We start from the raw sequence: 13414 nt of genomic DNA on the forward strand, positions 1-13414 counted from the left end.
GGCCGAACTGGCTGCGCAAGATCAAGATGGGTCGCCTGCTGACCCATTTCATGCTGCTGTTTCTGGTGGCGCTGTGGACCCTGCCGACCGTGGGGCTGCTGGTCTCGTCGCTGCGCGACAAGGATCAGCTGGCCGTTTCGGGCTGGTGGACCGCCATGAGCGCGTCGGAATCGCTGGGCGTGACCCGGATCGGCACCGCCGCGGATCAGGTGGCCGAAGGCGGCCAGTTCGTGATCAGCGGCAATGTGTTCGGTAGCGATACCAACAAGCAGCTGGGCGGGTTTGGCCTGAGCAATAGCGAGCCAGCGGCCACCGAGCCGGGCGGCAGCATGGAGATGAAAGAGGGCGGCACCATTACCGTTGCTGCCGATGGCAGCTTCAACTGGACCTCACCGAGCGAATTCACCCATACGCGCGGGCCGCGCATCTTCTATCTGGCGCAAATCGCGCCGCGCTTTACGCTCGACAATTACTACGAGGTGCTGACGTCCAACGGGGTGTGGCGCAGCTTCGTCAACTCGTTCACCGTCACCATTCCGGCCACGATCATTCCGATCCTGATTGCGGCGTTCGCCGCCTATGCCCTGGCGTGGATGCGGTTCCCGTTCCGCGGGTTCATCGTGGCGCTGGTGGTGGGGCTGCTGGTGGTGCCGCTGCAGATGTCGCTGATACCGCTGCTGACGCTCTACAACCAGCTGGCGCAGATGTTCGGGGCCGAGGATGGCAAGACCTATCTGGGGATATGGCTGGCCCACACCGCGTTCGGCCTGCCGCTGGCGATCTATCTGCTGCGCAATTACATGGTCGGGCTGCCCAAGGAGATCATGGAATCTGCCCGCATTGATGGCGCATCGCACTTCAAGATTTTCACCGGCATGATCCTGCCGCTGAGCTTTCCGGCGCTGGCGTCGTTCTCGATCTTCCAGTTCCTGTGGGTGTGGAATGATCTGCTGGTGGCCATGGTGTTCCTGGGGGCGCAACAGGATCGACTGGTGCTCACCGGCAAGCTGGTGAGCCTGCTCGGCTCGCGCGGCAATAACTGGGAAATCCTCACGGCTGGCGCGTTCATCACCATTGTGGTGCCGCTGATCGTGTTCTTTGCGCTGCAGCGCTACTTCGTCCGCGGGTTGCTGGCGGGTTCGGTCAAGTAAGTCGGGCAAACGGCCTGCAACTGCCCATTGGCGGTTCAATGAAGAAAGAAGAGCGGATCGTGACAAACCTCAAGCTCACCGACCTCAGCAAGCGTTACGGCCAAGTTGAGGTGCTCAAGCACATCAATCTCGACATCAAGTCGGGCGAGTTCATGGTGTTTGTCGGCCCCTCGGGCTGCGGCAAGTCCACGCTGTTGCGCTGCATTGCCGGGCTCGAAGAGATCACGGGCGGCACGCTGGAGATCGAAGGAGAGGTGGTCAATGATCGCGCGCCGTCCAAGCGCGGCATCGCCATGGTGTTCCAGAGCTATGCGCTGTATCCGCACATGACGGTTTACGACAACATGGCCTATGCGCTCAAAATCGCCAATGCGCACAAGGACGAGATCGAGACCAAGGTGGCGGCCGCCGCCGAGCAGCTGCAGCTGACACCCTATCTGCAGCGTCTGCCGGGCCAGCTTTCGGGCGGTCAGCGCCAGCGTGTCGCCATTGGTCGCGCCATTGTGCGCGATCCCAAGGTGTTCCTGTTTGACGAGCCGCTATCGAACCTGGACGCCGCGCTGCGTGTGGCGACCCGCATCCAGATCGCCAAGCTGCACGAGACCATGGTCAAGACTACCATGATCTACGTGACCCATGACCAGGTTGAAGCCATGACGCTGGCTGACCGGATCTGTGTGCTGCGCGATGGCCGGATCGAACAGGTCGGCACCCCGCTCGAGCTTTACGAGCAGCCGCAATCGCTGTTCGTGGCCGGCTTTATCGGCTCGCCCAAGATGAATTTGATCGAGGGCGACAAGGCCAAGCCATTCAACGCCCATACCGTCGGCGTGCGCAGCGAGCACATGACGGTTTCGCCCGATAGTGGCACCTGGAGCGGTACGGTGATCCATACCGAAAATCTGGGCTCGGACAGCTATGTCTATATCGACATGGGGCAGGAAGATCCGGTGGTGGTGCGGGTCGACGGGTCGACCAAATATCGCAGCGGCGACACGATCCACTTCTCACCAGTGGACGACAAAATCCATCGCTTCGACACCAATGGCAAGCCGATCAGCTGAGGCCGCCAGCCAAAGGCCGCGCGGGCATTTCCGGGCCCTGAGCGGGGCGGGAGCGGCGGCAGCGCGTTTATCAAGAGCGGTACAGGTCAGCCCTGTGCCGCTCTTTTGGTATCGGGGTCTTGCTGCGGGCTGAGTGGGTGTGCGGGATTGATCATCCCACCGGAAACTGGATTACGCGCGCGAATCCAAAGCGGTTTCAAATTCTCGGTTCGGCCAGCGGATGCGCTACAAGGTTTTGAGGTGCGTACATCATGGAGCGCACTATCCCCAGGCAGACGCAGAATTCTGATGCCCCCTAACACTTTGAAATACCTTATATAAACTCCCGCGCTGCGATTGTGGTGTCGGCAGTACTTTGTCAGGATGCTTGACAGATTTTGGACGCTCTGCTTCTTTTTGTCCAAAGCGCTTTGAAAACGCCGGCGAAACAGCTGCGGAGAGTGCTTTTGAGGGAGGAGAAGCGGGATGGGGCCAGCGCAATGCGCTGGCTGCAACTGCGCGCTTTCCCGAAAACTGCTTCATTCGGGAGGACTATTTATGAAAATCAACAAACTGCTCGTTGGCCTTTTGACCAGCGTCACGCTCGTCATGGGCTCGGCCCAGGCAGCCGAATTGTCCATGGTGTCGGGCGATACCGGCAATGGGCTGGCGTTTCTGCGCACCCAGCTTGACCGCTTCGAAGCGGAAACCGGCAACACCGTAACCATCGTGCCAATGCCCTCTTCGACCTCTGACCAGTTCGGTCAGTATCGTCTGTGGCTGGCCGCCGGCAATGCCGATATCGACGTGTATCAGACCGATGTGATCTGGGCGCCGCAATTGGCCGATCAGTTTCTGGACCTGACCGATGCGGCCAAGGACGTGGTGGCTGATCACTTCCCATCGATCATCGAGTCGCAGACCGTTGACGGCAAGCTGGTCGCCATGCCCGCCTTCACCGATGCGCCTGCGCTGTACTACCGCAAGGACCTGCTGGAAAAATACAACAAGCCCGTGCCCACGACCTGGGACGAAATGGCTGCTACCGCTCAGGAAATCATGGATGCCGAGCGCGCAGCCGGTGCCAGTGAAATGTACGGCTTTGTGTTCCAGGGCAATGCCTATGAAGGCCTGACCTGCGATGCGCTTGAGTGGGTTGTGTCCAATGGCGGCGGCCAGATCGTGGAGCCCGATGGCACCATTTCGATCAACAACGCACAGGCAGCTGCCGCGATTGAGCGCGCTGCCAGCTGGATCGGCACCATCTCGCCAGAAGGCAATCTGGCCTATCAGGAAGAAGAAAGCCGTGGCGTTTGGCAGCTAGGCAACGCCGTGTTCATGCGCAACTGGCCCTATGCCTATCAGCTGGGCAATGGCGACGATTCGGCTGTGAAGGGCCTGTTCGACGTCGCACCTCTGCCCATGGGTGACGGCGAAGGCGCCCGCTCGGCGGCAACGCTGGGTGGCTGGAACGTGGCGGTGTCGAAGTACTCGCCTGATCCTGAAGAAGCCATCAAGCTGGCTCTGTTCCTGTCCTCTCCAGAGGTGCAGAAGGAACGTGCCATCAACCAGTCCAACCTGCCCACCATCGTTTCGCTCTATGACGATGCCGACGTTGCCGCTGCCCAGCCGATCATTCCGAGCTGGAAAGAGGTTTTCCTCAATGCAGTGCCCCGTCCCTCGGCGCCTACCAAGGTGAAGTACAACGAGGTTTCCTCGCTGTTCTGGAGCGCTGTGCATGACACGCTTTCGGGCAATGGCTCGGCTGCCGAGAACCTCGAAATTCTCGAAGCTGATCTGAGCGAGCTCAAGGGCGACGCCTGGTAAGACCTCCCAAACCTGCAGGGCGGACGACGGGTCGTGCCGTTGCCCGCCCTGGCCAAAAAAAGCAAGAGGGGAGAGCATTAATGGCGAGCGATATGGTGGCGAGCGGTCCCGTCGTGGTGGTCAAGGGCCGAACGGAGCTCAGCAAGCAACGGCTGACGGCGGCGCGCTGGTTTCTGCTGCCGATGCTGGCGGCGCTGTGCGTGGTGGCGGGATGGCCTCTGCTGCGCTCGATCTATTTCTCCTTCACCGACGCCTCGCTGACAGATCTGTATGGCGCCGAGTTCATCGGTTTTGGCAATTACCTGCGCTGGACGACGCTCGATAGCGGCAAGACCATCTATCGCGGCCTGCTGGTGGATGGCGCGTGGTGGAATGCTGTGTGGAACACGCTGCGCTTCGCATTCTGGTCGGTGAGCTTTGAAGCCGTGCTCGGCATGATCGTGGCGCTGGTTCTCAATGCCGAATTCAAGGGGCGCGGCATTGTGCGTGCGGCCATTCTTATTCCATGGGCGATCCCCACCATCGTATCGGCCAAGATGTGGGCCTGGATGCTGAACGACCAGTTCGGCATCCTCAATGATCTGGGCCTGCGGCTGGGTCTGCTCAGCCAGAAGGTGGCCTGGACCGCCAGTGCTGATACGGCAATGACCGCCGTGCTGATCGTCGACATCTGGAAAACCACGCCGTTCATGGCGCTGCTGATCCTGGCCGGGCTGCAAATGATACCCAAGGATATCTATGAGGCCGCCGACCTGGACGGGGTGCATCCGGTCAAGCAGTTCTTTGCCATCACCCTGCCGTTGGTGCGGCCCGCGCTAATGGTGGCGATCATCTTCCGCCTTCTCGACGCGCTGCGCATTTTCGATCTGATCTATGTGCTGACGCCCAACAGTTCGGCGACCAAGACCATGAGCGTGCTGGCGCGCGAAAACCTGTTCGATTTCGACAAGTTTGCCTACGGCTCGGCGCAATCGACGTTGCTGTTCCTGATCATCGCGATCCTGACCGTATTGTATATCTGGCTGGGCAAGGTCCGGTTTGACGGGGGAGACCGCTAATGGGCGCGACATTCGATCTGTGGAAGCTCACCAAGACGGTGGCCTTCTACGCGCTGGTGGTGGTCATCGTGGTGGTCTCGGTCTTCCCATTTTACTACGCCATCCTGACCAGCTTCAAATCGGGCACCGACATCTTCCGGGTGACCTATTGGCCGGTCTCGTTCAGTCTTGAGAACTATACGGCGGTGCTTAATCAGGGCAGCTTTCCACGCAATCTGCTCAACTCCGTGTTTGTGGCTTCGGTCACGGTAATGCTGGCGCTGTTTCTGGCAGTCACGGCCGCCTTTGCGCTCAGCCGCGTGCGGTTCCGCGGGCGGGGCTTCTTGCTGATGGTCATTCTGGCGGTGTCGATGTTCCCCCAGATCGCCGTATTGGCAGGGCTGTTCGAGGTGATCCGGGCACTGGGCATCTACAATACGCCCTGGGCTTTGATCTTCAGCTACACCATCTTCACGCTACCCTTCACGGTGTGGGTGCTGACCACCTTCATGCGGGATCTACCGATCGAGATCGAGGAAGCGGCCATTGTCGACGGCGCCAGTCCTTGGGTCATCATTACCCGCGTGTTCATGCCGCTGATGTGGCCGGCGCTGGTGACCACGGGCCTGCTGGCCTTTATCGGCGCGTGGAATGAGTTCCTGTTCGCACTGACCTTCACTTCATCGAACGAGACACGCACCGTACCAGTGGCCATCGCGCTGCTCTCGGGCGGTTCGCAATACGAAATTCCCTGGGGGATCATCATGGCCGCGTCGGTGATCGTCACCGTGCCTCTGGTGTTCCTGGTGCTGGTGTTCCAGCGCAAGATTGTCAGCGGTCTGACCGCTGGCGGCGTCAAAGGTTAAGGAGCAAAACTCATGGCAAGCATCGAGCTTCGCAATATTCGCAAGGCCTTTGGCGCAGTTGAGGTGATCAAGGGCGTCGATCTGGAAGTCCGCAAGGGCGAGTTCATGGTGTTTGTCGGCCCCTCGGGGTGTGGCAAGTCCACCTTGTTGCGGCTGATCTCGGGGCTGGAGGACATCACCTCTGGCGAGATGCTGTTCGATGGCAAGGTGGTCAATGCGCTGGCGCCGTCCAAGCGCGGCATCGCCATGGTGTTCCAGAGCTACGCGCTTTACCCGCACATGACGGTTTACGACAACATGGCGTTCGGGCTGACGCTGGAAAAGGGTCAGACCAAGGACGCCATTCGCCAGCGGGTGGAAAAGGCAGCGGAGATGCTGCAGATCACGCCCTATCTGGACCGGTTGCCCAAGCAACTCTCGGGCGGGCAGCGGCAGCGCGTGGCGATCGGGCGCGCGATCACGCGCGACCCCAAGGTGTTCCTGTTCGACGAGCCGCTGTCCAATCTGGATGCGGCGTTGCGTGTGGCGACCCGCATCGAGATCGCCAAGCTGCACGAGGAAATGGACAACGTCACCATGATCTATGTGACGCATGATCAGGTCGAGGCGATGACGCTTGCGGATCGGATCTGTGTGCTGCGTGATGGGCTGATCGAGCAGGTGGGGTCGCCCATGGAGCTTTATGAAAAGCCCAATTCGGTGTTTGTGGCCGGGTTTATCGGCTCACCGAAGATGAATTTCATTTCGGGCGACAAGGCTGCGGCATTCGACGCCCACACAGTGGGTATTCGCGGCGAGCATTTGACCATCGTGCCTGAAAATGGCACGTGGTCAGGCAAGGTCATCCACAGGGAAAACCTGGGTGCTGACAGCTATGTCTACCTTGAAATGGGGACCGAAGAGCCGATTGTGGTGCGTCTTGATGGCGCCAATGACTACAAGAGCGGCGATGTGGTGCACATCTCGCCGGTCGCCGAGCGGATCCACCGCTTTGACGCGGCCGGCAAACCGATCGCCTAAAAGCTGATAATCTGCAGGGGGCGTCAAACTCTGGTCATCCGGAGCGCTCACTGCATCACTGTCGATCAGGCTGCGCCCCGTACTCCCTGCGGTGCCGGTCCGGTCGATCTAGCATGCCAACAGATTGTCGTGTCGCGCCTGTCTGCGACACCATCAAAGGAGAATTCCCATGGCTATCCGCACACTGGTCTGGGGCGAGAACGTCCACGAACAGAAGAACAAGGTCGTTGCTGACAATTATCCCGAGGGGATGCACAACCAGATTGCCAAGCTGCTGGCCAGCGACAGCAATATCGTGACCAAGACCACCACACTGCAGGAGCCTGAACATGGCTGCACCGTGGAGGCGCTGGCTGAAACCGATGTGCTGATCTGGTGGGGGCATGCCGCCCATGGCGATGTGGCCGACGAAATCGTCGAGCGGATTGCCCAGCGGGTCTGGGAAGGCATGGGGCTGATCGTGCTGCATTCGGGGCATTTCTCGAAGATCTTCAAGCGCCTGATGGGCTCGCCCTGCGCGCTGCACTGGCGCGAAGCGGGCGAGCGCGAGCGGCTGTGGGTAACCACGCCGGGTCATCCGATCGCCAAGGGCCTGCCAGCGTTTTTCGAGCTGGAAATGGAAGAGATGTATGGCGAGCCCTTCAGCGTGCCAGAGCCGCTCGAAACGGTGTTCGTCAGCTGGTTCCAGGGTGGTGAGGTGTTCCGCAGCGGACTGACCTATCGTCGGGGCGCAGGCAATATCTTCTACTTCCGCCCGGGGCACGAAACCTATCCGACCTATCACGATGACACGGTCGGCCTGGTGCTGCGCAATGCGGTGAACTGGGCGTATAACTCAAGCCAGCATCCCGAGCTGCTCGATGCCCCCAACACACCGGTGGATCAGGCACTCGAAAAGATCGAAGAGCGCGGGCCCAAGCTGCATCACGACGGCGAAGAAGGCTTCAAATAGGGCAATGCCGATGTCCAGGTGAGACAGCCCGAGCGGGCTATGGCCCGCGCGGCGGTGCACTCCCGGTTTGGTGAGGGTGAGCCCTCTACACGAACCTGACCGGGATATCGGCCCTTTGATGTGCGCCACGCAGAAGTGGATGGCACACCCGTACGCCGGGCCAAAAAACTCTGAGGATGTCATGTTGGCCTGCGCCGGCATGACATCGACAACAACTCCTAAGAGAGGTGACCGTGGGGTCGCCGAAGGATCAAGAATATGCGTCTGCTCATTCTGGGGACTGGTGGCATGGCCAACACCCATGCCAAGCACTTTGCTGCCATTGACGGGGTGACCCTGGTTGGCGGGGTGGATGTGGACCCGGCACGGGTCGAGGCGTTCAATCTGGTGCATGGCATTGAACGCGGCTTCGGCTCGCTGGATGCGGCCATTGCCTGGGGCCAGTTTGACGCCATTGCCAATGTGACGCCTGACTCGATCCATCACCCGACCACCATGGCGGCGCTGCGGGCGGGCAAGCATGTGTTCTGCGAGAAGCCGCTGGCGACCGATCATACCAAGGCCATGGAAATGACCGAACTGGCCGAGCAGATGGGCCTGATCAACATGGTCAACCTGACCTATCGCAATGTCAGCCAGCTGCAAAAGGCGCGCGAGATCGTGCAGTCCGGCGCGGTGGGCAAGGTCAAGCATTTCGAGGCCAGCTATCTGCAGAGCTGGCTGGTATCCAAGGCCTGGGGCGACTGGCGCACTGAAAGCCAGTGGCTGTGGCGGCTATCGAAAAAGCATGGCTCGAACGGCGTGCTGGGTGATATCGGCGTGCATATTCTGGACTTTGCGGCCTTTGGTGCGGGTAGCGATTTCTCCAAGGTCTTCTGCCGGCTCGAAACCTTCGACAAGGCCGAAAACAACCGGATTGGCGAATATGACCTGGATGCCAATGACAGCTTCGCCATGACGGCGCAGCTCGAGAACGGGGCGCTGGGCGTGATCCATGCCACGCGCTGGGCGACCGGGCATTTCAATGAATTGCGGTTGCGGGTTTATGGCGAGCTGGGCTCGGTAGAAGTGCAGCACCGCCATGACTGGAGCAAGCTGCTAACCTGTCTAGGCGACGATGCGGAAACCGGCGCCTGGACAGAAGTGGCTGTGGATCCGGTGCCAACCAATTACATGCGCTTTGTCGATGCGGTGCGGGCGGGCAAGAATGACGAGCCCAGTTTCCGCCACGCGACCAATATCCAGACCGTGCTGGATCTGGCGACCGCGTCTGACCGCGATCGGCTGGAGCTGAAGGTCTAGACCCACCGCGTCAAGCGGTGGTTCAGGCAAGAAAAAACCCCGGCCGGAAGGCCGGGGTTTCCCGTTTTAGGGTGATGATCGCTTAGGCGCGGTCATCGACATAAACGGTGACCGAACCATCGGCCTGGCTGTGCACGGCGACAACGTCGTCAGCAGCATAGCCCTGGGCTTCCAGCTTGGCCTTGATGGCGGCATTGCCGTCAATATTGTCGTGCAGCGTAGCTGCGCCTTCGGCATTGGCCGCGATGGCGCTGTCGATGCCAGCAGCTTCGGTGGCTGCGTCGCCTTCAAGTGAAGACAGCAGGACGATATTGACCTGGGCTTCATCGGTGATCGCGCTGAGGTCGACATCTGCCGAACCGGAGATAGCCGCGGTCACCGAGGCGTAGCTGTGATCAGCCGCATCGGCAGCGGTGCTCATGGCATTGGTCGATGCGTTGGCATCAGCACCGACAGTTGCGTCCGCACCGGCATCGCCAGCTGGGGTTTCAACGTTGACGCCGGCGCCAGCATCGACACCGACAGCTGCATCCTGTGCCAGAGCAGGCAGGGCGCTTGCGGACATCAGGGCTGCAATGGTGGTTGCGAGAATGGTCTTGTTCATTTGGTCTCTCCTAAGGTGGGTTATGCCCCCCACTTGGACAGTCGAGACAATGATGAACGGCGACGTTGGTTGCAGGAATTTCGATCACGAAATGAAAAATGTCAGGCACATTTTTGCCATAGTGTGCATCTTGTAACCCGTTGCACGCGTTCCAAATAATACGGGTACACAAGAGGAAGCGTCACTATGGGAATACTCTGGGCCATCATCGTTGGTTTTCTTGCCGGTCTGATCGCCAAATGGATCACGCCGGGCGACAACAAGCCGAGCGGGTTCATCCTGACCACCGTGCTGGGTATTGTCGGCTCGCTGCTGGCGACCTGGCTGGGGCAGGCCATTGGCTGGTATGGCGCCGGTGATGGCGCTGGTTTCATCGCCTCGATCGTGGGGGCGGTGATCATCTTGCTGGTCTGGACGCAGTTGGCGCGTCGCTAGGCATCAGCAGGCTGAACAGGTTGCAGTAAAAAGGGCGCCCGATGGGCGCCCTTCGTGTTTGCAACTGAAGGATCGGATCAGTTGACGATGGTGATACGGCCATCGGTCATTGGCGTGTACTCGCCGCCGAGCTTGGCGATGTAGTCGGCCAGGACCTGCTCAAGTGGTGGGCCAAAGTCGTATGGGTTGTCGCCCGAAGCGAAGGTGCCGTAACCGTCGCCGCCGCCACGCATGTAGTTGTTGGTGACCACGGTATAGGTGGCGTCTTCATCGATCGGCGCGTAGCTGTCGCCCGAACCAACCATGACGTCACTGATGCGTTCGCCAGCGGCATTGGTCAGGGTGGCGGTGTATTTCAGACCGGCAACCTGTGGGAAGCGACCTGCACCGTTTTCGACATCGCTGACGCCGTTTTCGAGCGCTTCGATGACGTCTGCACCGCTGATCTGCACGGTTGCCAGCGTGTTGGAGAATGGCAGCACGGTGACGACTTCACCCATGGTGATTTCGCCTTCGTCGATGGAGGCACGCAGTCCGCCGCCGTTCTGGATGGCGATGGATGCGCCCTGACCCGAAGCGCGATCAAGCATGGCGTCGGCGACGAGATTGCCCATGGTGCATTCCATGGCGCGGCAGACATCGCGTGAGCCTTCAATCGGGGTGGTGGTGGTGCCGATGACCACGTTCATGGCTTCAGCAATCGGGGCTGCCAGTTCGGCGAGCTGACCCTTGAAGTCTTCATTGCCGGTGACCGAGGCGTCGATCAGGTAGGGTTCGCCTTCAGCCTTGGTGACAACGCCGTTGTCGTCCCAGGTGATGGCGATATCGCCCAGATGCTTGCCATACTGGTTGGCCTGAACCACGGCGACTTCAATGCCGTCTGGATTGGTGACCATTGTGGGGTAGGGGCCAGCGGCGTTTTCATCGGTATTGGAGAGCAGTGTGTGGCTGTGGCCACCCACGATCACGTCGACCAGTGGCAGGGCTGCTGCCAGATCCATGTCGACGGTGTAGCCGATGTGGCTGAGCACGATGATCTTGTTGACGCCAGCGGCGTCGAGCGCTTCGGAGGCACCGCGGACATACTGGATGATGTCGGTGAACTCGACATCATCGCCGGGCGAGGAAATGTCGGGGGTATCTTCGGTGGTGGCGCCGATGATGCCGATCTTTTCGCCGCCAACTTCAACGACGATGGAGCCCTTGATCTTGCCAGCAAGGTTTTCATCGCGGGTGACGTCGAAATTGCCGCCAATGATGGGGAATTCGGCTGCCTCGATAAACTTCATGAATTCAGCGGGACCGTCGTCGAATTCGTGGTTGCCGGTGGCAACGACGTCAAAACCCATCTGATTGAAGAAGTCCGAGACCACCTTGGACTTGTAGGTGGTGTAGTAGAGCGAGCCCTGGAAATTGTCGCCGGCCGACAGCAGCAGGCTGTTGCCGTCTGCATATTTGGCGCGGGTGTCATCGATGATGGTCTTGAGGCGCGCGATACCGCCAAAGCATTCGCCAGCCGCATCGTCCTCGGCATTACAGTCCGCGTCGTATTTGGAGATCGGGTCGAAGCGGGAGTGGAAGTCGTTGATATGGAGGATATTCAGCGTGAAATCCGCGTGGGCAACGCTGGAAAATCCAGCGCAGAGGGTAAGCGCCGTAGCGCCGAGAAGTAGTTTTTTCATCCCTGTTATCCTTGTTTGCTTGACGGCCATTCTGTCCCGCAGCGGTGCGCGCTGACCCTGGAGCGATGTGCCATCGGGTCGGTGCGGTCCAGCCACGTCGAGCAATGAGTTAACCAGTCTTTTGTGACAGTGAAAAGTGGACCTTTTGGTCAAATGTCATGGTTTGCATGCATTCGTGTGACTTCAGGTTTTTTCAACCATGGCGCAAAACAGTGTTAGGCCGTAACGCAGGCTAAAGGCAGCGGCGCCCATAATGGGGCCTGACGCCAACCAGAACGGATCAAACAAACCCATGAGTGCGGCCCTTGAGAGCCTGATGCGCGATGTACCCCGTCCGGCCCAGAGTCGGCACGACTGGCTTGGCGTGTTCAGTTTTGTCGGCGTTGGTGCGGGTGGGGCGCTGGCCTTTGTGGTGCTGTCGAGCGTGGCGATCTGGATGCAGACCGGGCTGGCCGACTGGCTGGTCAACACGCTGAGCTATGCGGTGCTGATCCTGCCGGTCTATCTGATGCATCACCGCTATTCATTTGGATCGGATGCCGCGCATCGCCAGGCGCTGCCGCGCTATCTGGCCGTGCAAGCCATGGCGCTGGTGCTGGCGGCCATGTTTTCCTACGGCGCGCTGAACATTGTGGGACTGCCCACGGTACTGGCCTCGATTGTGGTGGTGGTGCTGACCGCAGCGGTCAATTATGTGGTGCTGCGCAGCTGGGCTTTCGCACAAGATCGGGCCGGCATTGCATTGGCAATGTAGGACTGGGGTTTCAATACCAGTTCAGTCAGGTATTCTCCGCGACGTTTGATTTGCGGGAGTATGCGGCATGAAGACTGCTTTGATTGTTTATGGCGGCTGGTCGGGTCACGATCCCGAGGAGTGCGCCGCCATTTATCGGCGCTGGCTGCATGAGGATGGCTTCTCGGTGCGCACAGCCACTGAAACCAGCGCATTTGCTGACCCATCCATTCATGACCTGTCGCTGATCGTGCCGATTTTCACGATGAGCAAGATCGAAAAGGAAGAGGTCGCCAACCTCACCAAGGCGGTCCAGAACGGCGTCGGACTGGCCGGCCATCATGGCGGCATGAGCGATGCGTTCCGCGAGTCGGTGGACTATCAGTTCATGATTGGCGGCCAGTGGGTGGCGCATCCGGGCGATATCATCGACTACACCGTCGATGTTGCCGATGCGGCGGACCCGGTGATGGAGGGGATCAAGTCGTTCCCCTACAATTCCGAGCAATATTACATGCATGTCGACCCGGCCATTCATGTGCTGGCGACGACCACGTTCAATGGCGAGCATGCGCCGTGGATTGATGGTGTGGTGATGCCCGTGGTGTGGAAGCATCTGTATGGCAAGGGCCGGGTATTCCATTCGACGCTGGGCCACCGCGCCAAGGAATTCGAGAACCGCGAAATGGCAACCATGATGCGCCGTGGCATGAACTGGGCCGCGCGCGAGGGCTAATGCCCCCAATAGCGTTGCAGCAATGA

Annotated in this window: 13 protein-coding genes; 11 read left to right on the forward strand and 2 right to left on the reverse strand. The window is 59.8% G+C overall.

Annotated elements, in window-relative coordinates; all coding sequences use genetic code 11:
- Window positions 1-26 precede the first annotated feature (26 nt).
- The 8 genes from KD146_RS01780 to KD146_RS01815 all read left to right on the forward strand — a co-directional run bounded on the left by KD146_RS01780 (window position 27) and on the right by KD146_RS01815 (window position 9198).
- Window positions 27-1151, forward strand: coding sequence for a carbohydrate ABC transporter permease (locus KD146_RS01780; RefSeq protein WP_249327698.1), 1125 nt, complete (start codon window positions 27-29; stop codon window positions 1149-1151).
- A 59-nt stretch (window positions 1152-1210) separates the two neighbouring features.
- Complete coding sequence (locus KD146_RS01785; protein WP_345790806.1) at window positions 1211-2215, forward strand: ABC transporter ATP-binding protein; 1005 nt, start codon at window positions 1211-1213, stop codon at window positions 2213-2215.
- 537 nt (window positions 2216-2752) lie between these two features.
- On the forward strand, window positions 2753-4021 hold the full coding sequence (locus tag KD146_RS01790; protein WP_212657042.1) for an ABC transporter substrate-binding protein: 1269 nt from the start codon (window positions 2753-2755) through the stop codon (window positions 4019-4021).
- A gap of 92 nt (window positions 4022-4113) precedes the next feature.
- The gene (locus KD146_RS01795) at window positions 4114-5079 is read left to right on the forward strand and encodes a carbohydrate ABC transporter permease (RefSeq protein ID WP_212659071.1); all 966 of its coding nucleotides are present in this window, start codon (window positions 4114-4116) and stop codon (window positions 5077-5079) included.
- Window positions 5079-5924, forward strand: a complete 846-nt coding sequence (locus KD146_RS01800) for a carbohydrate ABC transporter permease (protein WP_212657043.1) — start codon at window positions 5079-5081, stop codon at window positions 5922-5924. The genes KD146_RS01795 and KD146_RS01800 overlap by 1 nt, the downstream gene beginning before the upstream one ends.
- Window positions 5925-5936: 12 nt before the next feature.
- Entirely contained in the window at window positions 5937-6944 is a 1008-nt protein-coding gene (locus KD146_RS01805; RefSeq protein ID WP_212657044.1) for an ABC transporter ATP-binding protein, read from the forward strand.
- A gap of 169 nt (window positions 6945-7113) precedes the next feature.
- On the forward strand, window positions 7114-7896 hold the full coding sequence (locus KD146_RS01810) for a ThuA domain-containing protein (protein WP_212657045.1): 783 nt from the start codon (window positions 7114-7116) through the stop codon (window positions 7894-7896).
- Between the two features lie 258 nt (window positions 7897-8154).
- Window positions 8155-9198 (forward strand): Gfo/Idh/MocA family protein, encoded by a 1044-nt coding sequence (locus KD146_RS01815; RefSeq protein WP_212657046.1) that lies wholly within the window; start codon window positions 8155-8157, stop codon window positions 9196-9198.
- Between the two features lie 82 nt (window positions 9199-9280).
- On the opposite strand, the gene KD146_RS01820 is transcribed toward KD146_RS01815, so the two are convergent.
- Window positions 9281-9802, reverse strand: a complete 522-nt coding sequence (locus KD146_RS01820) for a hypothetical protein (RefSeq protein WP_212657047.1) — start codon at window positions 9800-9802, stop codon at window positions 9281-9283.
- Window positions 9803-9988: 186 nt separating this feature from the next.
- On the opposite strand from KD146_RS01820, the gene KD146_RS01825 reads away from it, so the two are divergent.
- Window positions 9989-10237 carry a GlsB/YeaQ/YmgE family stress response membrane protein gene (locus tag KD146_RS01825; protein WP_212657048.1) on the forward strand — a complete coding sequence of 83 codons (249 nt, stop codon included), beginning with the start codon at window positions 9989-9991 and terminating at the stop codon, window positions 10235-10237.
- Window positions 10238-10314: 77 nt separating this feature from the next.
- Here KD146_RS01825 and KD146_RS01830 read toward each other — a convergent pair whose 3' ends face one another.
- Window positions 10315-11919 (reverse strand): bifunctional metallophosphatase/5'-nucleotidase, encoded by a 1605-nt coding sequence (locus KD146_RS01830; protein WP_212657049.1) that lies wholly within the window; start codon window positions 11917-11919, stop codon window positions 10315-10317.
- Window positions 11920-12211: 292 nt separating this feature from the next.
- Here KD146_RS01830 and KD146_RS01835 point away from each other — a divergent pair, with 292 nt between their 5' ends.
- Window positions 12212-12673: a GtrA family protein gene (locus KD146_RS01835; protein WP_212657050.1), complete on the forward strand. Its 462-nt coding sequence runs from the start codon at window positions 12212-12214 to the stop codon at window positions 12671-12673.
- Between the two features lie 67 nt (window positions 12674-12740).
- A complete protein-coding gene (locus KD146_RS01840) occupies window positions 12741-13388 on the forward strand; it encodes a ThuA domain-containing protein (RefSeq protein ID WP_212657051.1) in 648 nt (215 codons plus the stop codon).
- Window positions 13389-13414: the final 26 nt, after the last annotated feature.

Origin of the sequence: Devosia litorisediminis (assembly GCF_018334155.1) — a bacterium.
In the GTDB taxonomy this organism is placed as follows: domain Bacteria; phylum Pseudomonadota; class Alphaproteobacteria; order Rhizobiales; family Devosiaceae; genus Devosia; species Devosia litorisediminis.